General features: G+C 64.7%; 23 protein-coding genes. 16 read left to right on the top strand and 7 right to left on the bottom strand.

The annotated features are described in order from the left end of the window. Positions 1-15: 15 nt before the first annotated feature. From R2N11_RS10570 to glpK, 3 genes are all read left to right on the top strand, one after another. Positions 16-297, top strand: a complete 282-nt coding sequence (locus R2N11_RS10570) for a DUF2160 domain-containing protein (RefSeq protein WP_199032466.1) — start codon at positions 16-18, stop codon at positions 295-297. Positions 298-468: 171 nt separating this feature from the next. Then, on the top strand, positions 469-2,205 hold the full coding sequence (locus R2N11_RS10565) for an ABC transporter substrate-binding protein (RefSeq protein ID WP_199032467.1): 1,737 nt from the start codon (positions 469-471) through the stop codon (positions 2,203-2,205). Between the two features lie 114 nt (positions 2,206-2,319). Next, positions 2,320-3,819 (top strand): glycerol kinase GlpK, encoded by a 1,500-nt coding sequence (gene glpK / locus R2N11_RS10560; protein ID WP_316681054.1) that lies wholly within the window; start codon positions 2,320-2,322, stop codon positions 3,817-3,819. Positions 3,820-3,886: 67 nt separating this feature from the next. Here the strand turns inward: glpK and R2N11_RS10555 are convergent, their stop codons facing one another. Then, on the bottom strand, positions 3,887-4,258 hold the full coding sequence (locus R2N11_RS10555) for a hypothetical protein (protein ID WP_316681053.1): 372 nt from the start codon (positions 4,256-4,258) through the stop codon (positions 3,887-3,889). A 194-nt stretch (positions 4,259-4,452) separates the two neighbouring features. On the opposite strand from R2N11_RS10555, the gene R2N11_RS10550 reads away from it, so the two are divergent. The 6 genes from R2N11_RS10550 to R2N11_RS10525 all read left to right on the top strand — a co-directional run bounded on the left by R2N11_RS10550 (position 4,453) and on the right by R2N11_RS10525 (position 8,029). Further along, positions 4,453-5,079: a DUF1415 domain-containing protein gene (locus tag R2N11_RS10550; protein WP_430715430.1), complete on the top strand. Its 627-nt coding sequence runs from the start codon at positions 4,453-4,455 to the stop codon at positions 5,077-5,079. Positions 5,080-5,305: 226 nt separating this feature from the next. Next, positions 5,306-5,665: a PAAR domain-containing protein gene (locus tag R2N11_RS10545; protein WP_316681051.1), complete on the top strand. Its 360-nt coding sequence runs from the start codon at positions 5,306-5,308 to the stop codon at positions 5,663-5,665. After that, positions 5,658-6,254, top strand: coding sequence for a PAAR domain-containing protein (locus tag R2N11_RS10540; RefSeq protein ID WP_316681050.1), 597 nt, complete (start codon positions 5,658-5,660; stop codon positions 6,252-6,254). Before R2N11_RS10545 ends, R2N11_RS10540 begins: the two co-directional genes overlap by 8 nt. Positions 6,255-6,486: 232 nt before the next feature. Next, positions 6,487-6,816 carry a hypothetical protein gene (locus R2N11_RS10535; protein WP_316681049.1) on the top strand — a complete coding sequence of 110 codons (330 nt, stop codon included), beginning with the start codon at positions 6,487-6,489 and terminating at the stop codon, positions 6,814-6,816. A gap of 1 nt (position 6,817) precedes the next feature. Further along, positions 6,818-7,339, top strand: coding sequence for a hypothetical protein (locus tag R2N11_RS10530; RefSeq protein WP_316681048.1), 522 nt, complete (start codon positions 6,818-6,820; stop codon positions 7,337-7,339). A gap of 234 nt (positions 7,340-7,573) precedes the next feature. Beyond that, the gene (locus tag R2N11_RS10525) at positions 7,574-8,029 is read left to right on the top strand and encodes an OmpA family protein (RefSeq protein WP_316681047.1); all 456 of its coding nucleotides are present in this window, start codon (positions 7,574-7,576) and stop codon (positions 8,027-8,029) included. A gap of 168 nt (positions 8,030-8,197) precedes the next feature. Here R2N11_RS10525 and R2N11_RS10520 read toward each other — a convergent pair whose 3' ends face one another. Next, entirely contained in the window at positions 8,198-9,823 is a 1,626-nt protein-coding gene (locus tag R2N11_RS10520) for an OpgD/OpgG family glucan biosynthesis protein (protein WP_316681046.1), read from the bottom strand. A gap of 200 nt (positions 9,824-10,023) precedes the next feature. On the opposite strand from R2N11_RS10520, the gene R2N11_RS10515 reads away from it, so the two are divergent. Together R2N11_RS10515 and tcuC are read left to right on the top strand one after the other, a co-directional pair. Continuing rightward, positions 10,024-11,283: an AGE family epimerase/isomerase gene (locus R2N11_RS10515; RefSeq protein ID WP_316681045.1), complete on the top strand. Its 1,260-nt coding sequence runs from the start codon at positions 10,024-10,026 to the stop codon at positions 11,281-11,283. 8 nt (positions 11,284-11,291) lie between these two features. Beyond that, positions 11,292-12,593, top strand: coding sequence for an MFS transporter (gene tcuC, locus R2N11_RS10510; protein WP_199030913.1), 1,302 nt, complete (start codon positions 11,292-11,294; stop codon positions 12,591-12,593). 941 nt (positions 12,594-13,534) lie between these two features. On the opposite strand, the gene R2N11_RS10505 is transcribed toward tcuC, so the two are convergent. Further along, entirely contained in the window at positions 13,535-14,722 is a 1,188-nt protein-coding gene (locus R2N11_RS10505; RefSeq protein WP_316681044.1) for an ABC transporter substrate-binding protein, read from the bottom strand. A gap of 191 nt (positions 14,723-14,913) precedes the next feature. On the opposite strand from R2N11_RS10505, the gene R2N11_RS10500 reads away from it, so the two are divergent. After that, a complete protein-coding gene (locus tag R2N11_RS10500; RefSeq protein ID WP_199030911.1) occupies positions 14,914-15,717 on the top strand; it encodes an AraC family transcriptional regulator in 804 nt (267 codons plus the stop codon). On the opposite strand, the gene R2N11_RS10495 is transcribed toward R2N11_RS10500, so the two are convergent. Next, positions 15,714-17,012 (bottom strand): ATP-binding protein, encoded by a 1,299-nt coding sequence (locus R2N11_RS10495; protein ID WP_316681043.1) that lies wholly within the window; start codon positions 17,010-17,012, stop codon positions 15,714-15,716. The genes R2N11_RS10500 and R2N11_RS10495 overlap by 4 nt on opposite strands. A 3-nt stretch (positions 17,013-17,015) precedes the next feature. After that, a complete protein-coding gene (locus R2N11_RS10490) occupies positions 17,016-17,747 on the bottom strand; it encodes a response regulator (RefSeq protein ID WP_199030919.1) in 732 nt (243 codons plus the stop codon). A 201-nt stretch (positions 17,748-17,948) separates the two neighbouring features. On the opposite strand from R2N11_RS10490, the gene R2N11_RS10485 reads away from it, so the two are divergent. Beyond that, a complete protein-coding gene (locus R2N11_RS10485) occupies positions 17,949-18,770 on the top strand; it encodes a MipA/OmpV family protein (protein ID WP_316681042.1) in 822 nt (273 codons plus the stop codon). Positions 18,771-18,782: 12 nt separating this feature from the next. On the opposite strand, the gene R2N11_RS10480 is transcribed toward R2N11_RS10485, so the two are convergent. After that, positions 18,783-19,724: an alpha/beta hydrolase family protein gene (locus tag R2N11_RS10480; RefSeq protein WP_316681041.1), complete on the bottom strand. Its 942-nt coding sequence runs from the start codon at positions 19,722-19,724 to the stop codon at positions 18,783-18,785. 114 nt (positions 19,725-19,838) lie between these two features. Between R2N11_RS10480 and R2N11_RS10475 the strand changes: the two genes are divergently transcribed. Both R2N11_RS10475 and R2N11_RS10470 read left to right on the top strand, forming a co-directional pair. After that, positions 19,839-20,765, top strand: a complete 927-nt coding sequence (locus tag R2N11_RS10475) for a helix-turn-helix domain-containing protein (RefSeq protein ID WP_316681040.1) — start codon at positions 19,839-19,841, stop codon at positions 20,763-20,765. Between the two features lie 90 nt (positions 20,766-20,855). Next, positions 20,856-21,668, top strand: coding sequence for a PepSY-associated TM helix domain-containing protein (locus R2N11_RS10470; RefSeq protein ID WP_316681071.1), 813 nt, complete (start codon positions 20,856-20,858; stop codon positions 21,666-21,668). A gap of 12 nt (positions 21,669-21,680) precedes the next feature. Here R2N11_RS10470 and R2N11_RS10465 read toward each other — a convergent pair whose 3' ends face one another. Beyond that, on the bottom strand, positions 21,681-22,544 hold the full coding sequence (locus tag R2N11_RS10465) for a MurR/RpiR family transcriptional regulator (RefSeq protein ID WP_199030907.1): 864 nt from the start codon (positions 22,542-22,544) through the stop codon (positions 21,681-21,683). A 262-nt stretch (positions 22,545-22,806) separates the two neighbouring features. Between R2N11_RS10465 and R2N11_RS10460 the strand changes: the two genes are divergently transcribed. After that, entirely contained in the window at positions 22,807-23,853 is a 1,047-nt protein-coding gene (locus R2N11_RS10460) for a porin (RefSeq protein WP_316681039.1), read from the top strand. The last annotated feature ends 119 nt before the right edge of the window (positions 23,854-23,972 follow it).

Genomic DNA, 23,972 nt, shown 5'->3' with positions numbered 1-23,972 from the left:
ACGGGAGACACAGCCATGTTCAGCTGGATGGCCTGGACGCCCGAAGTGGCGATCTTCTTCGGCTGCATCGCCCTGATGCTGGCCGGCATGACGATCTGGGAGGTGACCCGCCCGACGGTGGAGCGCAAGGGCCTGCTGCCCATTGCCACCACGCGCGGTGACCGCCTCTTCATCGGCCTGTTGACGGCCGCTTACATCAACCTGGCGTGGGTCGGCCTGGCATCGGAAGACACCGGTGCCTGGGGCGGCTTCATCGCCTCGATGGTGGTGCTGCTGCTCATCATGTGGCGCGGTTGACGCGCAATCGTTGTATTCGCAGTTGCAAGTCCGGAGGCGTCAGTGCGGGTTGACGCTTCCACGCCCACATTGACGTACGGGCACAGGCATTCCATCACGCTCCCCGCGTCGGAATGCCGGATGTTTTCGCTGCGGGGAGAACAACAAGCCAACAAGCACGAGGAGATACCGATGAAAACATCCTGGCGCATGACGCTTCAGTTCAGTGCCATTGCACTGGCAAGCGCCCTGGCGGTCGGCGCAGCACACGCCGGCGAAGCCGAAGCCAAGAAGTGGGTCAGCAGCGAATTCCAGCCCAGCACGCTGTCGCAAGACAAGCAGATGGCGGAAATGAAGTGGTTCATCGATGCCGCAGCCAAGCTCAAGGCCAAGGGCGTAACCGAGATCCACGTCGTGTCGGAAACGCTCGACGTACATGCCTACGAATCGAAGACGCTGGCCAAGGCGTTTGAAGAGATCACCGGCATCAAGGTCAAGCACGACATCATGCAGGAAGGCGATGTCGTCGAAAAACTGCAGACCTCGATGCAATCCGGCAAAAGCATTTATGACGGCTGGATCTCCGACTCCGACCTGATCGGCACGCACTACCGCTATGGCGTGGTGATGCCGCTGTCGGATTACATGGCCGGCGAAGGCAAGGAGTTCACCAACCCGGGCCTGGACCTGAAGGACTTCATCGGCACGAGCTTTACCACGGCGTCTGACGGCAAGCTGTACCAGCTGCCCGATCAGCAGTTCGCCAACCTGTACTGGTTCCGCGCCGACTGGTTCGCCCGCAAGGACCTGCAGGAGAAGTTCAAGGCCAAGTACGGCTACGACCTGGGTGTGCCCGTCAACTGGACGGCCTATGAAGACATCGCCAACTTCTTCACGAACGACGTGAAGGAGCTGGACGGCAAGCGCGTCTACGGCCACATGGACTACGGCAAGAAAGACCCGTCGCTGGGCTGGCGCTTTACCGATGCGTGGCTGTCGATGGCAGGTTCTGCCGACAAGGGCATCCCGAACGGCCTGCCGGTCGACGAATGGGGTATCCGCGTGGAAGGCTGCGCACCGGTGGGCGCGTCGATGTCCCGCGGCGGTGCCACCAACAGCCCGGCTGCCGTGTACGCCCTCACCAAGTACATCGACTGGATGAAGAAGTACGCCCCGCCCGAGGCGACCGGCATGACCTTCAACGAAGCCGGCCCGGTGCCCGCACAGGGCCACATCGCCCAGCAAGTGTTCTGGTACAGCGCCTTCACCGCGCCGATGACCAAGCCGGGCCCGGTTGTGAACGCCGACGGCTCGCCGAAGTGGCGCATGGCACCATCGCCGCACGGCCCGTACTGGAAGGACGGCATGCAGAACGGCTACCAGGACGTCGGCTCGTGGACGTTCTTCAAGTCCACCCCGTTCGAGCGCCGCTCGGCTGCATGGCTGTACGCCCAGTTCGTCACGTCGAAGACCGTGTCGCTCAAGAAGTCGATTACCGGCCTCACGTTCATTCGTGACTCCGATATCCACAGCGACTACTTCACCAAGAACGCAGCCAAGTACGGCGGCCTGATCGAGTTCTACCGCAGCCCGGCCCGCGTGGCCTGGACGCCGACCGGCAACAACGTGCCCGACTATCCGAAGCTGGCGCAGCTCTGGTGGAAGAACGTCGCCACGGCCGTGACTGCGGAGAAAACCCCGCAAGCTGCCATGGACAACCTGGCCAAGGAAATGGACCAAGTGATGGGTCGCCTGCAGCGCGCCGGCATGAAGAACTGCGCGCCCAAGCTGAACCCCGAAAGCGATCCGGCCAAGTGGCTGTCGACGGAGCACGCCCCGTGGAAGAAGCTCGACAACGAGCGTCCGAAGGGCGAGACGGTGGCCTACGACAAGCTGCTGGCGGCCTGGAAGGAAGGCAAGGTCCGTTAATTTCGGTGCCCGTCTGATCGACGCATCCTCGATCAGCGGGCTACCATGCCTGCTTCCGTTTCACCCACCGCCGGGTTGGTTCGCTCCAGCCCGGCGGTCACTTGAATCTGTCTTATGGAATACCTCCTCGCGCTCGACCAGGGCACGTCCAGCTCACGTGCCATCGTCTTCAATCGTGCCGGCCAGATCGTGGCCAGCGCCCAGCAGGAGTTTCCGCAGCAATTTCCGCAGCCCGGCTGGGTAGAGCACGACCCGTTCGACATCTGGAACAGCCAGCTCGCCACCTGCCGCGCCGCACTCGAACAAGCCAAGCTGACGGCCGCTGACATGGCCGCGCTGGGCATCACCAACCAGCGCGAAACCACCGTGGTGTGGGAACGCGCCACCGGCAAACCCATCTTCAACGCGATCGTGTGGCAGGACCGCCGCACCGAGAGCATCTGCGAACGCCTGCGCGCCGAGGGCCTGGAAGACGAAGTGCGCAAGCGCACGGGCCTCGTCATCGACCCGTACTTCTCTGCCACCAAGCTGCGCTGGATTCTTGACCATGTGGACGGCGCCCGCGAGCGCGCCGCCCGTGGCGAACTCGCCTTCGGCACCATCGACACGTGGCTGGTGTGGCAACTCACGCGCGGCCGCCTGCATGTGACCGACGTGTCCAACGCGTCGCGCACGATGCTGTGGAACATCCATACTGGCCAGTGGGATGCGGACCTCATGCGCGCGCTCGACATCCACCCGAGCCTGCTGCCCGAGGTGCATCCGTCGGCGTATCAATTCGGGCAGACCGATGCCGACTGGCTCGGCGCCTCGCTCACCATTGGCGGCATTGCGGGCGACCAGCAATCGGCCCTGTTCGGCCAGGCCTGCTTCAAACCCGGCATGGCCAAGAACACCTACGGCACCGGCTGCTTCATGTTGCTCAACACGGGCGACAAGGCGGTGCAATCGCACAACGGCCTGATCAGCACAGCCGCGTGCCAGAGCAGCACGAAGCGTAGCTACGCGCTGGAAGGCAGCGTGTTCGTGGGCGGTGCGGTGGTGCAATGGCTGCGTGACGGCCTGCGCGCCATCCAGCGCTCGGCTGACGTGGAAGGCCTCGCCGCCTCGGTGCCCGATTCCGGCGGCGTGGTGTTCGTGCCGTCGTTCACCGGCCTGGGCGCGCCGTACTGGGACCCAACCGCACAAGGCGCCATCGTCGGCCTGTCGCGTGGCACGACCATCGGCCATATCGCCCGCGCGGCGCTGGAGTCGATTGCCTTTCAAAGCACCGCGCTGCTGCAAGCCATGACGCGCGACGCCGTCTCCACCATCTCGGAGCTGCGCGTGGACGGCGGTGCCTCGGCCAACAACCTGCTGCTGCAGTTCCAGGCCGACCTGCTGGGCATTCCGGTGGTGCGTCCCGAGATCATCGAGACCACGGCACTCGGCGCCGCATACCTGGCCGGCATCGCCACCGGCTTCTACCGTGGCGAAGACGAGGTCGCGCAGCAATGGCGCGCCTCACGCACCTTCCACCCGGTCATCAGCCGGGATGAGGCACTCAGCCGCATCGCACAGTGGGAAATGGCTGTTGCGCAGGTACGCCTGCCGACGGCTTCGCGCGGGCACTGAGCACCGCACATCGGCACAAAGAAAAAGGCGACCCTCGGGTCGCCTTTTTCATGATGCCGTCAACCGCTTACTTGCCTTCGCTGACCGGCGTCTGGGCTGGGCCACCCTGCTCGCTCATGGCTTCCTTGCGCTTGGCGGTAGCTTCCTTCTTCTCAGCCTTGCGGTTGGACTTGGCAGCCTTCTTTTCTTCCTTGTAGGCGGCCTTGGCTTCGGACTTGCGCGCCTTGTATTCGTCGTTGGCGGCCTTGTCGTCAATGCGCTTCTGCACCAGCGGGTCCGACGATGACGTCATCGGTGCCGGGTTGCCCGGTGCGGTCTGCACCGTCCCCGTGGTTTGCGGCGACGTCTGGGGTGCGGGTGTCATCTGGGCCAAGGCAGCCGACGCGGCGAGCGTGGCAGCCATGGCGAATGCGTTCTTCAGTACACGCGGTTCGATCATGGTTGGGCTCCTTCTCAGTTCGTTTCGAGGGATGAATTAACCACATAAGCGGTGCCCGAGGCACTCCGAAGTGATCTCGACGCGCCTCAAACGCCGCGCGCCGAATATTGCAAGTCACAACACCCTTTGTGTCGCAAGAAACGCTCCCGAGCCATCGACTACACTGCGCGCTGGTTTCCTCCTCCGTGCCCGCTGTGTCCGACCGCCCCCTGCATTTCGTCCTGCTCGATCCACCCGCCGATGCCCTGCCGCTGAGCGAAGACACCGCCGCCAACCATGTCACCCGCGTGCAGCGCTGGCTGGAAGACGCCGTGATCGGCCTGAACCTGTGCCCGTTCGCCAAGGCCGTGCACGTCAAACGGCAGGTACGCTATGTCGTCAGCCGCGCCACGATGGACGGCGACGTGCTCGACCACCTGCGCGCCGAAGCCGACCTGCTGCACAGCACACCCGCCGCCGACATCGACACCACATTGCTGCTCGTTCCCGCACTGGCCGACTTCTTCGATTTCCACACCCTCACCGAACGCGCCGAGGCGCTGCTCGCCAAAGCCGGCTTCGAAGGCGAACTGCAACTCGCCAGCTTCCACCCCGATTTCGTCTTTGCCGATGCCGACCCAGACGACATCGCCAACGCCACCAACCGCGCCCCCGCCCCGATCCTGCATCTGCTGCGCGAAGACAGCATCGCCCGCGCCGCCGCAGCCGTACCCGATGCAGCGGACATCTACGAGCGGAACATCGCGACAATGGAACGGCTGGGGCCCGAAGGCTGGGCGGAGATGGTGGACAAATTCAGCGGGAAGGCGCGTCGCCGTTGATCCAGCGCGCTTTGCCAAGTCCCGCCCTCTCTCGCAAACATCAAGAGCGATTAACTCTGATTTCAGAAACACGAAATCAAGATCGGACGCGCCCTATATCTGCTTGCCATCGTCTCTGAGAGTCTTCTGCGCGGGGTAAAGGGCCGAGGTTGTGCCATCCGCCATGCGGCTTTCAGCACAAGTGAAGACCTGCCCCATCGATGCGTAAAACAACAACGGAGCAACGATGCAGGAACAGCAGACCAACGCAGTGACGCACGCCTTTGCGACCCTCGCCGCAGAGACGAAGCGCGGCGGGCGTGTGAGCAAGCTGAGCACCAAGGCTGAATACCGCGGACTCGCCCTCGCGCGCGTCGGCGATATCGTGACCTATGACGACGGCACCGAGGCCACCAACATTGACAGTGCAGGCTTCGCAGCCGCCTGGGACGGCAAGCCTTTTGCACCGATCGGCTCACGCCTGAGCAACGGCGACAGAATTACCAAGGGCCTACAGAACGGCTTCGGCATCCTCGTCAACGAAGACAAACCCATCGCCGGTTTGCTTGACCCGGCCTATGTCCTGCCGGAGCGCAACCATGCGTAAGGCCGTGGTCAGGCACGGCGACCCAACCACCACGGGTGGGATGGTCTTCGCCTTTTCGTCCACCTTTTCCGACAACAGAAAGCTGATTGCCTTGAGCGGCGACGAGGCAACCTGCGGCCAGTGCAAAGGCACGTACAAGATTTTTGGCACCGGACAGGGCATCTCCGAGAAAGGACGCGACGCTGTGGTAGACGGTGATCTCGTGCTCTGCCCATGCGGCAAGAACCGCGTGATCGTTGGCGCGAATCCGGGGATTTTTCTTGAGTCCAGAGGGTCGGCGGGGACGGTCAGCCCGTCGATGCCGGCATCTCCCAGCGCAAGCGCCAGCCACCTGACTCGCCCTGCGCCGGTCAACTCACGCTATGACCTGTTTTTCCATGCAAAACATGAAAGAACCGGAGAAGACCTCTGCCACGTGCGTTACCAAATCACCCTTGAAGACGGTAGGCAATTCATAGGGGTAACCGACGAGAAAGGCCATACACAGAAGGTTTCTGCTGACACAGCACTAATCGCAAAAATCGAGATTCCCTACTATGACAACAGCGCAGCTCACACCTCAAGCGAACCAGAGCCCTGCAGTTGTTAGTGGGGGCAACGAGCTAAGCGGCTCGCAATGGGTCGCAAGGTTCCCGGGTAGCAATAGCACGTCGGCTCTGACGCCAGAATTCAGTCAATCCGTGGATCGATTCATAGAAGCCATGCGAGACGCTGGCGCCACGATCACGGTTTCCGCGACGTATCGCCCACCACAGCGAGCTTACTTAATGCATTGGTCGTGGAAGATTGCCCACGGAACACCCCCGTCGGCAGTGCCAACGATGGATGGCGTCAATATTGAATGGGTTCACCCAACGCTGGAAGCTTCTGTTCGAGCCGCCAGAGACATGGTCAACGCATATGGCATGCAAAATCTTCAGATAGCAGCGGCTCTGGTTAGCCGGCATACCCAGCGCAAAGCAATCGATATGACGATCGGTTGGTCGGGCAGCTTGGCCATTAGAAACGCCTCTGACGAATTGATCACGATCTCCTCGACGCCGCGAACTGGCATGAACGCTACCTTGAAGCAAGTCGGTCAAAGCTACGGTGTCATCAAGTTTGTTGGCGGCGCCTCGGATAAACCTCACTGGTCAACGGACGGACACTGAAATGCGCCGGCTCTTATTTTCCGCATTGCTGCTCGTGGCCACTGCTTCCTTGGCTGCCCCACCCAGTGCACGACACCTCGGCTTCTTTACCAATCAGAAAACTGTGGGGAGTAACGACGACCCGCACACTGAAGGGTATGCCCTGGATCTTTACCAAGAAGAGCAAAGAGTTTTTGGCAAGTTCTGCGTATCAACCGGAATCGAAACACCCTGCGGCATCATTGAAGATGCCAAGATCAGACCATCGACAGGCATCATCACGTTTCGAGCAAAGTTATCGACTGGCATAGAGTTCACTCGAGACTCTGGTTCGCAAGGACGTCCCTCGCGGGACCTCTTTGAGTTTGCCGGCACGATTTCCAACGATGCCGTAAAAGGTCGCATTACTCACAGAAGCGGTTATGACTCGGCAAGCGAGGTGCGGAGGGAACGCGTTTCTCTACATCGCATCCACGCCGATACGATGCCAACAAACTACGCCAACTGGGCGAGAGAGCCGGCCAACAAACCTGTTGATTGGTGATAGTCAACCCTGCGCGCACTCTGCGATGGACCGGGCTGATTTTTGTGTAACGCTATGGCCACGTGGTCCACGGTGATGAAACTCGCAATGCGAAGCCTATTGGTATGGCGGTCGTAGTATTCCAACCAGTCTATCCGCACCCATGTTGCCGCAGCCCTGAACCGATCAGCAAACAATGAAGAGGAAAGTACACAGAATTTCCCTGTGCGTTCTTTTCCCGCCACCGCAATATTCATGTCACTAGTAAAAAATATACTCCTGATCATTTCCTTCTTCTACGTAACAACGGCAGCACTCGCCTGCAAGCCAAGCGAGCACTTCTACGCCCATTTTCCAGAGTGGGCGGATCGACTGGAAGGCGGCGAGGCAGCAAGACTCGCCTCGTGGGCCGTAGAAATGAAGAAATATCCCAACCATCAGATATTTGTTCTAGTCGGGTTCAAAGACGTGGGTCAACAAACGGAGGATTTGGCTGAGCGCAGAGCCCAATGGGTGAAGAGCTTCTTGGTTGGCATGGGAGAAGACAGCAATCGCATCGTTTTCGGTGGTGCGGAAAAATATCATTCCGACCCCTATTCGGGAGTCACACCGTCAACACTAATGATTGAATTTGGACCAGGCTGCCCCAATGGCTGTTGCACCGCCGATGGAGAACCCACGATTAAACCCGTGGAACCATCAAATCGATAAAGAAAAGTGGGGGCCATGGAAAAGGCATCGCTGTATATCAACACCGCTTACATCGGGATCAACCCGCGATGCCCGCATGCGTGCTGTCCGGGCCCCACGCCAATTCGACGGTAGCAGACTAGCCTCACCCACCGCCCGGCACTCGCCGGGCGCTCTAATTCTTGAACCTCAAACTGCCCGATCCACCGGCGGCGTCCACTGATACATCCAAGTCTCAGAAAGCAACCGCTCCCCCGACTGCAACGTCAGCGACAGCTCAATCGGCGCATTGCTGGCATCGGGCACCACATCAAACATCGCCCGTACCCCGTCGATACTGGCCAGCGGCCGTGCCGAAGCAATCTCCACCCGCCCGCGCGAGGCGCGTATGACCGGCTCGACGGTCGACCCGGCCGTGCTGCGCCCAAGCCGCGACAACTCCCCGCCCGAGAAATCGACCACGAACCGCCAAGAAAAATACTTACGCGGCTGGCCGACCACACCACCGATCCCCGTGCGCGTTGCCACCACACGTGCCAGTGGCGAAGCGGCGGCAGGCTGCGCGCCCCAGGTCAGCCGATAGCCGAACGCCAATTCCTGCCCAGCCTGCGGCGCCACGGCCGGACGCCAGAAGGCGACGATGTTGTCGAACGTCTCATCGTTGGCCGACAGCTCCACCAGCTCGACCGCGCCCTCGCCCCAGCCGTGCGTGGGCTCAACCCACACGCTCGGGCGCTTCTCGTAAAACACGCCGTCGTCCTGATAGTGGTCGGGGTTGCGGTCGCGCTGCAGCAGGCCAAAGCCGCGCGGGTCGTCATCGGCAAAACGCTGGCTGCGCAGCATGGGCGGATTGGCCAGGGGCCGCCAGATCCATTCGCCCGAACCGCGCCAGATGGCCAGGCCATCGGAATCGTGAATCTCGGGCCGCCAGTCCGACGCGCGCCAGCGGCGGGCGGCGCTGTGGCGATCCCCGGCGCGGTCGGTGCGGTCGTTTTCGCCGTAGAGGAACATGCTGGTGAGCGGTGCGATGCCCAGCCGCTCGATCGGTTTGCGCACGAAGAGCGTAGCGCCCACGTCCATCACCAGCGTGTCGCCGGGGCGGATGTCGAAGCGGTAGACCCCGGCCACGCTGGGCGAGTCGAGCAAGGCATACACCCGCAGCGTCTCGGCGTCAGGCGCTGGGCGCACCAGCCAGAACTCGGTGAAATCGGGAAACTCCTCGGGACGCGACAGGCCGGTGTCGATCGCCAGCCCGCGCGCCGACAGGCCGTACTGCCACTGCCCGCCCACCGCCCGAAAGTAGCTGGCGCCCAGGAAGGCGGCCACATCCCGCGTCGGGTCCGCCTTGGTGGTCAGCCGGAAGCCTGCAAAGCCGAGATCGACCGGCAGCGCCTGGTGGTCCAGCCCGCTCCTGCCGTAGTCGAACATGGCCGGGTCATAGGCAATCAGGTGCGCCTGGCCGTCGACCACCTCGTGCATGCGCACGGGCGACTTGAAGAACAACCCCAGGTGGAAGAAACGGGCCTCGAACGGCAGATGCTGCCCGGCCCAGAGGGCGTGATCGGCACGGTAACCGATGGATTGGTAGCCATCCCACCCCAGGGTGGCCAGCGGCGCAGGAAGCTGCGTGCTGCGTGGCCGATATGGCTGGGCGGCTAGCGTACGGGCACGCGCCAGCAGGCGCGTTTCGTCAAACGGTTCGGGCGCGCCGAGCGGACTGCCGGCGCGATCGCCAGAAGCTATGCTGCGGGACAAACCGGGCGCCAGGGCAAGCAGCCCGGCGGCCAACTGCTTGAGCAGGTCGCGACGATGCATGGGTCTAGGCCAAACCAAGGGTGAGCCATCTTCGCATAAACACCCGCCCAGGCAGCATCCAGCAAGAAACCTTTCATTGGACCCACAACCCTTCACCAAAACCGGGATTGGGGCCGATCCGCGTGGCGCCTATTCTTCAATTGGCGCACAATTCACGCCCTACTGGCCCCAAGCCATTCGCCACGATTCTCACGGCGCACATGTTTCCAACGTTTTCCAAGACTTCGCTGCCTGGCACGGGCCAATCGTCCGACATGACGGTCGCCCTGGAGGCGTTCGATCGTTTCTACGACGACGTCCTGCTGCCCATGTGGCTCGGGCCCGGCTGGAACGCCCAGGCGGGGCTCTGCTATGAGGCGCTGATCGCCGAGAACGGCACGCTGGCGCCCACATCGACGTCGCGCTACCGCGCCATGGCCTGCGCGCGGCAACTGTATACATTTGCGCGCGCCACACAGCTCTCGACGCGACACCAGGCGCTGTGCGCCGAGCGCGCCGCCGCGCTGTGTCACGCGCTTGACACACGCTTTCGCGACACCATCAACGGCGGCTGGCTGTTCTCGATCGACAGCGCGCTCGCCCCGCAGGACACCACCAAGGATCTGTATACGCACGCCTTCGTGCTGTTCGCGGCCGCCCACTGGCTAGCCGTGAGCGATGACCCGCGCGCCGCCGCCCTGATGGACGACGCGCACGAGGTGATTGCACGCCGCTTTGCCCGTGCGGGCACGGATACGAATACCGCCGCGCTGCCGGTGGCCGCCATGGATGCGGCATTTGCCGTGCCCCTGGCCGGCGTTGCGCAAAACCCGGTGATGCACCTGACCGAGGCCTACCTGGCCGCCGCCGCGCTGGGCGAACCGCCCGCCTGGGCTGAAGCCGGCGTGCGCACGCTGGCCGAGGGCATCCTCGCGCGCTTCATCGATACGCGCACGGGCAGCATCACCGAATTGCCCGTCGACGAAGCCAGTCCGGACAACCGCATCGAGCCCGGTCACCAGTTCGAATGGTTCTACCTCGTGCGGGCGCATGCCGACGTATTCACCCGCTCCGACGCTGGCCGCCACCTGGCCGAAACGCTCGGCCGCGCCCTCGACACCGCCTGCAGCCTGGGCGTCGACCCGGACACGCAGGGCGTGTGCCTCGCACTCGGCCTGGATGGCGCCATGCGCGACGCCAGCCAGCGCATCTGGGCGCAGACCGAATACGGTCGAGCCCTCGCGCTATGCACCGAAACCCACGGCGCGATGCTCGCGCACATGCTGCCGGCGTGGTTTGCGCGCTTCCTGCACGCGCACGGCTGGCATGAGGTGATCGACGCCGCCACCGGCCAGTGCCTGCGCGCCGACATGCCGTCGAGCACCCCGTACCACATCACCACTTTTTACGAGGCGGCCCGGGCAACGCGCACCGCAGCGCTGCCCGGTTCACCTTCACGTTGTACCCAAGCTGTTGAGTGAGGCACCCCATGCATACCCATAACCCCAACGAATCCAAGGCCCGCGCCATCTTCCGGGTGGTCAGCGGCAACTTTCTGGAGATGTACGACTTCATGGTCTACGGCTACTACGCCAAGGCCATTGCGGACACCTTCTTCCCTGCAGGCAACGAATTCCTGTCGCTGATGCTGTCGCTGGTGACCTTCGGCGCCGGCTTCCTGATGCGGCCGCTGGGGGCGATCTTCCTCGGCGCCTATATCGACCGCCACGGCCGCCGCGTGGGCCTGATCGTGACGCTGGCGCTGATGGCGTGCGGCACGCTGCTGATCGCGCTGGTGCCGGGCTACGCCACCATCGGGCTGGCGGCGCCGCTGCTGGTGCTGATCGGCCGGTTGCTGCAGGGCTTCTCTGCGGGCGTGGAACTGGGCGGTGTGTCGGTCTACCTGGCCGAAATCGCCACCCCGGGCAAGAAGGGCTTCTTCGTGAGCTGGCAGTCGGCCAGCCAGCAGGTGGCGGTGATGTTTGCCGCGCTGCTGGGCGTGTTGATGTCGTTCCTGTTGCCGCCGTCTGAAATGAGCGCGTGGGGCTGGCGCGTGCCGTTCATCATCGGCTGCCTGATCGTGCCGTTCCTGTTCATCATCCGCCGCTCGCTGCAAGAGACGGAGGAGTTCCAGAAGCGCAAGCACCGTCCGGACCTGGCTGCCGTGTTCCGCTCGATGGGCCAGAACTGGCGCCTGGTGGGCGCGGGCACGCTGATGGTGGTGATGACCACGGTGTCGTTCTACCTGATCACTGCGTACACGCCGACCTTCGGCAAGAGCGTGCTGCACCTGTCGGACATGGACAGCCTGATCGTCACGCTGTGCGTAGGCGCTTCCAACTTCTTCTGGCTGCCGGTGATGGGCGCGGTGTCTGACCGTGTGGGCCGCCGCCCGCTGCTGATCCTCTTTACCGTGCTGATGCTGCTGACGGCCTACCCCGCGATGCAGTGGCTGGTGAGCGCACCGTCGTTCGCCCGCATGCTGACCGTGTTGCTGTGGTTGTCATTCCTGTACGGCAGCTACAACGGCGCGATGGTCGTTACGCTCACCGAGATCATGCCGCCGGAAGTGCGCACCACCGGTTTCTCGCTGGCGTACAGCCTGGCCACGGCCATCTTTGGCGGCTTCACCCCGGCTATTGCCACGTGGCTGATCCACGCCACCGGCAACAAAGCAATGCCGGGCGTATGGGTGTCGTTTGCTGCGCTGTGCGGGCTGATCGCCACCCTGGCAATCGTCAAGCCGGCAGGCAAGCACGTGCACGGCGCGGGCACCGCCCCGGCTGCCTGATCACTGGCGCAGTTTGCGGATGAATCCTCCCCCGGGGCTTGTCTCGGGGGATTTTTTTTGTGGTGTATCGCTTGTTTCACCCCCTGCCGGGGCGGGCCCTGGTGGTCCATCCCTTGTTTCATCCCCTGCCGGGGCTGACTCACTTTCTTTGTCTTGCCAAAGAAAGTAAGCAAAGAAAGGCGCGCCCGATGCGGCGAAAGACTCCTTGAATTTCTGTGACCGTGCGGGGAAGGAGCCAAACTCGCTGCGCTCAGACAAGGCTCCTTCCTTTATCCGCACGCTCACAGAAATTCAAGGCGCCGCATAGGGCAGAGGAAAAGCAAACAATCTCTTGCCTGCGCACAACTTCGTCTTGGGTGCCGCTGCGCGCATCGGCGTCACCCCCGCCTTGGCGCTCACATTCGTTGACCGCCGGTTTGGCCTTTGACTTTCCTGCCCTTGATGGCGCCTTGGATTTTTGTAAGCGGGCGGAAAAAAGACGGGGAACTGTCTGAGCGCAGCGAGTTTTTCCCGTCTCCGCCCGGTTGCACAAATCCAAGGGGAAGTCGCCATCTCGGGCGCGCCTTTCTTTTGCTTACTTTTCTTTGGCAAGACAAAGAAAAGTGAGTCGGCCCCGGCAGGGGACGATACCGGGGATGCACCAACACCAGAAACCCCCACCCTCATTCCGACGAACGCGCGCCAACAAGCCCCCAACCCTCACGTTTCACGCTCAGAGCACCGCCTGCCGAGCACTGAACTCGACCTTCGAAGCAAAAAACCTCACACATGGCTCTCCGATATCCATTCGCCGAGCCAAAAGACGCATGGGTCGAGCTGAAAGCCTCACGTGCCGAGTGATGAACGTCACGATCCGAGCCCAAAGCCTCACACGCGGAGTTCCAAGCTCGACAGTCCGAGTTCAAAGCCTCGCGTTTGAGGTTCGAACCTTGCGCGCAGCGTTACTGAATCACCAGCCCGTTCGGCCCGACCACGCCCAGCTCCACATAGTGCGAGCCCGGTCGTGTGCGATCAGAAAAATCCACCACAAACCCGCCGCCCACATCAAAGTTGCGCAGGTTGGCCAGCTCGCGGCGCACCTGGTCGCGCGTGGGCTTGGAGCCGGCGCGGCGCACGGCTTCGGCCAGCACCTTGGCCGCCACAAAGCCCTCCACCGCGCGGAATGACAGGTCGACATCCTTGGCGCCCACGGCCGTGCGGGCGCGGTTGAATTCACGGATGACGGGGTTCACGCTCTTGCCCGGGTTGGGCATCACCAGCGCCAGCGAGTAGCCTCGCACCGCCTCGATGCCCGCCACCTTGAGCAGGATGCCCGGATCGATGGACGACAGCCCAAGCAGTTGCGCCCCGCCCCCGCGCGCCCGGTACTGCTTGACGAACTGTGCGGCGGGCTCCGCCGTGGCCCCCAGGAAGATCGCCTGCACATCGGTACCCAGCAGCTTGTCCACCGCCGGGCCGACGGCGGCCGTGTTGCGCGGGTACGAGGCCGTGGCAGCAATCGTCAGCTTGTAGGGTTTCAGCGTGCGCTCCACGCCCGCCAGCGCCTCCTTGCCCAGCGCATCGTCCTGATACAGCACACCGATGCGCGTGATGCCGATGGTGACCAGCGCACTCACCATCTTGTCCATCTCCTGCTGGTAGCTCGCCTTGATGGGGAACACCCACGGATCGCCCGTCATGGTGGTGGCGCCAGTGGCCGGGCCAACCAGCGGCAGGTTGGCCTCGGCCAGCACGCCGTTGCGCATGAGCGCTTCCACATTGGCGGTGCCCACGATGGTGAGCGCCGCCACCGGGTTGTCGATCTTGGCCATGTCGCGCACGTTGCGCACGGTCTGCTCGACCTTCTGCTCATCGTCGCGGGCGACCAGGCGGATGTATTCGCCATTGATGCCGCCGTCGAGGTTGAGCCAGTCGAAGTACAGCCGGGCGCCAGCATTGAGCGCGCGCCCCGTGGCAGCCTGTGAGCCGGATAGCGGCAACGATTGGATGACGCTGATGTCGGCGCGGGCGACAGACGCCGCGAGCACCGTGTACAGCGTGAGCGAGACCGCAAGCGCGGCGGCCCACGGCCGGCCGCGCCAGGTTCTTCCGCGCGCCCCCCGGCTACGCGTGTGATTTCCCGTTTGCATTGCTAGCACCCTTCACCGTCACATCTTGGGCAACGGCGTTATTGTCGAGGCCGCCTGGGCGGCCCGCTTTGTCGTTCTGGTCGCGCGGAACATCATTCACGCGGGCGATAGCCTGCCATCGCGCAGGGGCTTCGACAAGTCCTGCCGGGGTCGTTTTAGACTCACGCCACCGCTTCTGTCGCAAACCCGCCATGCCACAGCGCCTCCTGCCCACCGATGTCGAAGGCCGCACGCCGCCCTCTCCGGCGCATCCGGTGCGGTTGTACACGCGGCAGATGGACGCCAACACGCGCTTCCCGCGCCATACGCATCCGTGGGCGCAGGTGGCGTACAGCCACAACAGCGTGTTGCGCGTGCAGGCCGGCGACACAGCCTGGGTGGTGCCGCCCTCACGCGCAATCTGGATTCCGCCCGGCATCGAGCATGAGGTGTGGGTGGTCGAGGCAGCATTCCTGCGCACCCTGTACGCCGACCCGTCGCTGGCGACGGGCACGCTGGCGCAGTGCCGTGTGATGGAGGTGTCACCGTTGCTGCGCGAGCTCATCGCGGCGATGGACGTACGCCACCCGCTGCCGCCCGCGCGCGAGCAGGCGATGGGCGCCCTGATCCTCGACGAAATCCGCCACAGCGCCCCGCTGCCGCTGGATCTGCCCATGCCCACCGACAAGCGCCTGCGCGCCCTCTGTGAGCGCGTGATGGCCGACCCCGGCACGCCACTCACCTTCGATGCCCTGGCCCGTGACGTGGGCGCCAGCGAGCGCACGCTGGCGCGGCGCTTTCGTGAGGAACTGGGTGTGAGCTTTTCTCAGTGGCGTCAGCAGGCGGTGCTCGCCAGCGCCATTCCGATGATGTCGAAGGGGGTGCCGCTCGCACGCGTGGCGCAGGCGCTGGGCTACAACAGCCAGAGCGCGTTCTCGGCGATGTTCCGCCGGGCGTTCGGTCAGAGCCCCAGCGCGTTCCTGCATCGGCCGGGCTCGGAAGGGGACGCCGCTTAGATCGGCGGTATGCTCATCGCCGGCAGCAGCATCGCAAAGCGCGCGCCGCCACCCTCTGCGGCATCGAGCCGGATTTCGCCGCCATGTACCAGCGCGATACGCCGAACGATCGCCAGGCCCAGGCCGAAGCCGCCGGTGTGGCGGTCGCGGCTGGCGTCCAGGCGCAGGAAGGGCTCGAACACGCGTGCACGGTCTGGCGCCGGAATGCCGGGGCCGTCGTCTTCCACGGTCAGGAGCAGCGCACCGGCGTGGCCGGTCTCCACCCGAACGGTGATGGTGTTGCGTGCATAGCGCGCGGCGTTGCGGATCAGGTTGAGCAACGCACGCGCCACCAGGCGCGGATCGCACACATGGTGGGTGGGGGCTGCCTCCGTGTGCACGGCCAGCGTGAGCTGGCGGTCCGCCACATCGTTGGCGACGCTGGCGACCACACTGTCGAGCCACTCGCCCACCGCCACGCGCATCAGCACGAGGTGCGTGGCGCCCTGCTCCAGGCGGCTCAGGGCCAGCAGTTCGCTGACCAGTTCGTCCAGCTCACGCACGTCATGGCGCAGGGCGTCCAGGCGCAGGGTGCGCTGCGCCTCGGGCACGGGGGACTGCAGCAGCGCGATGCCGAATTCCAGCCGCGCGATCGGCGTCTTCAGCTCGTGCGAGATGCCGTTCATCATCTCGCGCTGGTGCTGGATCGATCCCTGAATGCGCTCGGCCATCTCGTTGAACTGGCGCGCCAGGCCGTACACGTTGGAGCGCTTGGGCAACTGGGCGCGCGTCGACAGCTTGCCCGCGCCAAAACCGCGCGCCGCCTCTTCCAACGCACGCAGGTCGCGCCAGTGCAGCCAGACCCAGGCCAGCAGGGGCAACAACGCAGCAATGGCGATCAGCGAGTAGGCGATCAACTGGATGCCGAGGTAGTCCATGTCTGCGCTGTAGGCATGCAACACGGTGCCATCGCGCAGCGGCAGGTAGTAGTCCTTGCCGTTGGTCATCAGGATGAGCTTGTGGTCGGCCAGATCGTGCCGCTGCTGGGCGGACAGATCCGGCACGGTATCCGGGTCGACCAGATCGAACTTCTCCCACGCGTTTTTGTTCAGGCGCGCCAGTGCGGCGTCGCGGCCGGCCGGGCCCGCATGGTCCAGGTAGTCCTGCAGCGTAAAGGCATAGCCCTTGCGCACCTCGCGCTCACCATGCGTGAGGGTGTCGTGAAACAACCAGACAAAGGACTTGTTGACACCAATCAGCGCCAGCGCCGCCGCCAGCACCACCATGGCGTAAAGCTTCAATAGGGACTTGAGCACGGCTCAATCCTCCCAGGCCGATGGGCTGAACAGATAGCCGCGCCCCCAGATCGTCTTGATCTTGTGTGGCTCGGGTGAGGCATCGCCAAAGCGGCGGCGCAGGCGCGAGATGCCCGAATCCACGGTGCGGTCCAGCCCGTCGAACTCGATGCCGCGCAGCTGCTTGAGGATGTCGTCACGGCTGAGCACGGTGCCCGCGGCGCGCGCCAGGATCAGCAACAGGTTGAACTCGGCCGTCTTCAGGTCGACCGGCTGACCGCGCCAGCTCACAGTGCGATTGGGCGGCGAGATGGCCAGCTCGCCAAAGACAAGCGTGTCGTCATGGGGCGCAGCCGGTTCCGAATTCGACATGGCCGGCAAAGCGCGGCGCAGCAAGGCGCGGGCCCGTGCCACCAGCAGGCGCGGCTCGATGGGCTTGAGCACGTAGTCGTCGGCGCCAATCTCCAGGCCTGCCACCTGGTCGTAGGTATCCACGCGCGCCGTCAGGATCAGCACCGGCACGCGTGAGAACCCGCGAATGCGCCGGCACACTTCCATGCCGTCCATGTGCGGCAGCATCAGGTCCAGGATCACCAGCGCCGGCTCATGCTCGCGCACGGCAGCCACGGCGATGTCGCCCCGGCGCACCACCTCCACGGCAAATTCGTAGTTGCTCAGGTATTCACTGATGAGCTGCGCGAGACGGTCGTCGTCTTCGATCAGCAGCACCTTGGTCTTGAGCGGCTCGTCGGTCATCGCCGTCATCGCTCATACCCCCGTTTTTCTTTTGATGGGGCGCAGTGTACGGCGGGCGGCTTGCAAGTGGAGGGCCCGGCGAAACTTGCAAACACTCGCGCACAATTGCGCACAACTTCCTGGCAATTTCCAGACAGACGTGCGCGCGGCCTCTCGCCAGACTGCGGACTCTCTCTCAAGAGGTCCAACAAGAGGTCCTACGTGTCGACTCATCTCTCCCTGCGTCTCCCCCAGCGTCTTGCATCCCGCTTCTCCATTCCTTACCTGGTTCTGCTCTCGGGCATGTGGCTGCCGGCAGCGTCTGCGTATGCCGACGAGGCTTCGTACTCGCTGTCGCTCAACGCAGGCGTGGCCCCGCGCTACCAGGGAGGCAAGCAGTACACCGTGACCGCCGGCCCAGGCTTCCGGGCGGATTTCGGCAACGGCTGGTTCATCGACCCAACCCAGGGCGGTGCGGGCTATGCCATCCGCTTCCTGAACGGCATGTTCGCGTCGGCTGCGCTGTCATATGACCCGGGCCGCTCCGACACCAACCGCTATGGCCGCCCCGGCTCGGACTACCTGAAAGGCATGGGCTCGGTGAAGGGCTCGCTGCTGGGCGTGTTCACGGTGGGCGGCAAGATCGTCGGCGAGACCACGGCTACCGCCTCGCTGGAGGTGCCACTCACCAACCGCGAGCGCGGCTGGTCCGGGCACATCGACATGGCAACGCCGCTGGTGAGCTGGGGCACCAGCAAGATCAGCGTGAGCCCGAGCCTGCATTTCGGCTCGCGCAAGTACATGCAGACGTACTTCGGGGTGACGCCGCAGCAGTCGATCAACAGCGGCTTTGCGCAGTACGACGCGGGCAGCGGTCCGCAGGCCGCTTCGGTGACGGTGGCCTGGACACACGCCTTCTCGCGCCACTGGGCCATGCAGACGGCGATCGGCACCACGCGCCTGCTGGGCAACGCCGCCAAGAGCCCGATCGTGCAGAACAAGCAGAGCTACTTTGGCGGCACGGGTGTCGTCTACACGTTCTAAGTTCGCCAGACCTCAGGCGAGGGCGGGCAATGCGTCCAGCCACGTCACCGTTTCGCGCCACCACGATGCACCGGACGACGCGCGGAAGAAGCCCATGTGGCCGACGCCCTTGGCTGGCAGCGCAGCGCCGCCCACCTGCCGGCGCGTGACGCTGGCGGCGGGAAACTGCGCAACCAGCGCATCGATGGCGCGGGCAGGCGCCATCGGGTCGTCATCAAAACCCCAGGCGAGCAGCGGCACCGCGAGCCTCGGGTAGCGCGACGTGTCCAACCCCGCCCCCGGCGCGAACAGGTAGCCGCGCTGCCGGGCAAAGCGCGCCCAATCGCCCAGGATGGTGGCCGGAATCGCCATCGGCCCCATCCCGACGGCAGACAGCGGCAGCATGCCGCCGCGCACACGGGCCGCCATCAGCGGAATCCGCACGCGCAACAGCCACGCCAGCTGCGACCGGCTCAGCAGCCCCCGCCAGGGCCACAGCCGCGCATTGGGCAGCGACACCGCCACATGGACCAGCGCATCGGCATGCACGATGTGCGGCGCCAGCCCGGCCAGTTGTCCGCCCGCGCTATGGCCGAGCACCACCAGCCTGCGCCCGCCACAGCCCTCGGGGACGAGCGTGTCGTGCACCCACTTGAGCACGGCGTCGATGTCCTGCCGGCCCCAATCGGCAAAGCGCGGCGCAGGTGACAAATGCGCAGGCCCGGTGGCCAGTGCGTCCCCAATACCGCGATAGTCGAACGTCACCACGCACCAGCCGGCCAGGCAAAGCCCGCGCGCAAAGGCGCCATAGAACTGGCGCGGCACGCCCAGCGCCGAGCAGATCACCACCGTGCCGTGTGCACCCAGCCCTGGGCTGGTGACAGTCACGGGCAGCAACCAGCCGTCGGCCGTGCGCACGTGGTCCTCACGGGTGGGAAGCGCATCGGCGGGGTAGTCCATCGGTTCGCGCTGCATAGGGCACTCCGCTCGGGGTGTCGAGGATGCTGGCAGTATGGGCAGCAGGGGTGGCGGTCACAATTACGCGACAGGTAATCGCCGCACCTACCCGACTCTGCTTCAATAGGTGCCATGAAACCCGCCCAGCCTCCCTCCGCCGACAGCACCGCCGTGCTGGATGACGCCGACGTCGCCCAGGCCAGCGCCGAGCCGCCCGAAGCCGCGCTGACCCGCTTCCCGCAACTGCTGCGCTTTTGGCGCACCCGGCGCGGCTACAGCCAGTTGGCCCTGGCGCTGGCAGCCGGGGTGTCGCAGCGGCACGTGAGCTTTCTGGAATCGGCGCGTGCCGCACCCAGCCGCAACATGATCCTGCAACTGGCCGAAGAACTGAACGTGCCGCTGCGCCATCGCAACCAGATGCTGCTGGCCGCCGGCTTCGCGCCCGCGTACCCAGAGCAGGGCCTGGCCACGCCATCTGACGAAACCTCGCCGATGATGCAGGCAGTGCGCCACGCGGTGAAGCTGATCCTCGATAAGCAGGCGCCCTATCCGGCCATCGTGCTCGACCGCTTCTGGCACCTGCTCGACGCCAACGCCGCGCACCGGCGCCTAATGCGCTGGGCCATCGGTGACGACCGCTCCGAGGGCGCGCCCGGTGCCGTCAACATGATGAAGCTGGTGTTCGACCCGACCGGGCTGTGGCAGGCGATGGTCAACCGCGAAGAAGTCGGCCGCTACCTCGCCCGGCGCGTGCGGCAGGAACTGGCCCTGCACGCCATCGACCCGGCCACGCAGCGCCTGCTGCACGACATTCGCGCGCTGCAGCCCGCCCTGTTCGATGCGGCGGAAGCGCCGTCGTCGCCCACGGCAGCCGGCACCGGCGATCCGCTGCCCTTCCTGCCCGTGACCGTGCAGCGCGACGGTGTGACGCTCTCGCTGTTCACCACGCTCACCACGCTCGGTACACCGCGCGATGCGGGGCTGCAGGAAATGCGCATCGAGTGTTTCTATCCGGCGGATGAAGCATCGCGGCGGGCGCTGGAACGGATTACGTTGTAAGCGCACACGCATTGCAACGAGAATCATTCTCATTTATATTGACCGGTCGATTTGTCTCCCATCGGCGGCCGCAGTGTCGCCATGTGCCTCATGACCGACCTGTCGCATCCCCCCATTTCGGCCGAACCCGGCGTCAAGCCGGCGGCAAACGCCCGCCCGGCCAAAGCCAAAGCCGAACACCCTGCCAACCACCGCGCCACCCTGGTGCGCTGGCTACGCAAGACACACGGCTGGTTCGGGCTGTGGGGGGCGGTGATCGGGCTGATCTTCGGCGTCTCCGGCATCTGGCTGAACCACCGCGCCGTGCTGAAACTGCCGGTGGCGCAGCAGCGCACGAACACGCAGATCGCCCTGCCCGATCCCATGCCTGCCACGCCCGAGGCCATGGGAGCGTGGCTGCAACAAACGCTAAGCATTTCGGAACCCGCCAACCGCATCCGCGTGGAGAAGGCCAAGCCTGTAGCCTGGGCCGAGCGTCCGGCCAAGGGGGAAGGTCACAAGGAGGCCAAGGAAGGTCAGGACGGGTCGGGGGACAGCGCCGCCAAGACCGAAGGTGACACCCCGCGTGAAACCGCCAAGCCACTGATGCAGCCCGAGCAGTGGACCTTCAGCTTCGGCAATGCCACCACGCAGGTTCAGGCCGAGTACTGGGCCGGCAACCGCTCGGTATCGATTCGCCAAACCGACAACGGCTTCCTCGCCACGCTCAACAATCTGCACAAGGGTGTCGGCATGACAGTGCCGTGGATTCTGCTGGTCGATACGCTGGCCGGCTGCCTGATCTTCCTGTCGATCTCGGGCCTGTGGCTGTGGGTGCTGACCACCAAGCGGCGTACTGTCGGCTGGACGATCTTCGGGCTGGGGAGCGTGCTGACGCTTGGGCTGATCATCGCCCGGCTGTAACGCTTGCCCTTATTAAGGGCGGTCCACGCTCCGTTCTGTGAGCAGCCGCTGGATCGCCCGCATGCGCGCGCGCACCATCTCATCGCGGCGCTGCGCCACACAGGTCATCAGGATCTCGATGACCGTCAGATGCACCAGGTACGCCTCGGTGCCGACCCGCATCACCGCATCTTCCGGCACATCCACCGTCAGCGCGATCTGCGCGCGCTCGGCCAGCGGCGTGCCCGCCTGGGTGATGGCGATCACGCAGGCGCCCTGCTCCGCCGCGTAGGCAATCGACTCCAGCAGATACGGCATGCGCCCCACGTGCGAAAACGCCACCACCACGTCCGATGCACCCAGCGTGGCGGCCGACACCAACTGCAGGTGCGCATCAAAGTAGGCGTTGGACGCCAGCCCCAGCCGCATCAGCCGCGCCTGCATGTCGTTCGCCATGAACGACGAGGCCGCACCGGCCGCATAGCAATCGACACGGCGTGCACGGGCGATGCGCTCGGCGGCGGCGTCGATGTGGGTGGCGGAAAGCGTGTCGCGCAGCCTTGCCAGCGCGCGCGTGGCACCGTCGATGACCTTGCTGGCCACCAGTGCGGGCGGGTCGGCCCGGCCGACGTGGCCCGGCAGCGTCGGCTGCGCGTGCGCCAGTTCGGCAGCCAGCGTGGCCTTGAACTCGCGCAGGCCCTCGAAGCCGAGCGCCTGGCACATCCGCACAATGGTCGGCATCGACACACCCGCGCGCACGGCCAGCGTCTCGACCGATTGTTCGAGCGACAGCTCCGGCGCCTCCAGGATCAACCGCGCCACACCCTGCTGCGCCGGTGAAAGCGCGGGCAACTGGTCACGCAATGCATTGAGTACGGGCACGGAGAGCGAAGGCATGTCGGCGAGCAAGCGAAAACGTCGCCAGTGTAGCGGCAGCCCCGTGCCGCACCGCCGGCCCGAGGGAAAACCCCCAAGAATCTGTAAGTCCGCGGCTTACGCACACCGCACAAAGACCGTGCGCCGCCCCACCCGGCGAGGCGTGCGCGGCGCTTTGCCGGTGCGCGCGTAACTTCAACCCTTACAGACACGACTTGCCTGAGAGTCGGCCCCCGAGCCAATCCGGAAACCCACTCCGGCAATACAACGACAAGGGAGCCACATGACCACTTCGATCCGTTCCATTCCACTGTCCGCCGCCACACTGGCGGCCCTGCTCGCTTGCGGTGCCGCGCACGCGCAATCCAGCGTCACGCTGTACGGCGTGATGGAAACCGGCCTGCGCTACAGCACCAACAACGATGCCGCCGGCCACGGCAAGGCAGAAGAGGTTGGCGGCTACTACAGCGGCAGCCGCTTCGGCATTCGCGGGTCGGAAGACCTGGGCAACGGGCTGAAGGCCGTGTTCCACCTGGTCAGCGGTTTCGCACCGGACACGGGTGTCGGCTCGACCAACGACATGGGCATGGGCGGCTACAAGCCCACCACACCAGCCACGTCGCGCCTGTTCGGGCGTCAAGCCTATGTTGGCCTGGAGGGGGGCTTCGGCTCGCTCACGTTCGGGCGCCAGGAAAACCTGGTCTTCAACACGGCCGGCCAGTACGACGCGCTCGCCATCGGCAACCTGGGAGCAACGGCGTGGCACGTCACCGCCACCGGCGTGCGCATCGACAATTCGGTCAAGTACGTGGGCGATTTCAACGGCCTGCGCCCGGGCGTGATGGTCGGCATGGGCGAACAGGCGGGCGCGTTTTCAGCGGGCAACTACAGCGCGCTATCGCTCAACTACGCCAGCGGCCCGTTCGCCGTTGGCGGCGCATGGGAGCAACAGAAGGACCTGCTGTCGGTCGCCACCCGCACGTGGACGACGGGCGGCAGCGTGCAGGTCGGCCCCGCCAAGCTGATGCTCGGCTACATCAACTACCGCGACGGCACGCCCACCAAGAACGACCTGATCCTGGGCGGCGTGAAGTACGACTTCAGTGGGCAATACAACCTGGTGGTGGGCGGCATGGCCACGCGCCAGCGCAACCCCGACGGCCTGCGCTACACCGCCTACGCGATCATGAACTACGTGGTCAGCAAGCGAACCTGGCTGTACGTCGGCATGGACTACACCCACCAGAAGGACGCCGGCACCGTGCTGGCCGCCGCGCTGCCCAAGTCGTCACAGACCGGCGTGATGGTGGGCATGCGTCACGGGTTCTAAGATCGACGCCCGACCTCCCCGGACATGGCGCTACCGCAAGCGTCTAGACGGTGTGGCCGTACCCTGCCCTAGATGGCGCCTTGAATTTTCGTAGGCGGGCGGAAAAAAGACGGGGAACT

Origin of the sequence: Ralstonia flaminis, assembly GCF_958415495.1 — a bacterium.
GTDB classification, from domain to species: Bacteria; Pseudomonadota; Gammaproteobacteria; order Burkholderiales; family Burkholderiaceae; genus Ralstonia; species Ralstonia flaminis.
Note: the sequence above shows the minus strand (reverse complement) of the source record. Positions and strands in the feature narration are given on the sequence as shown.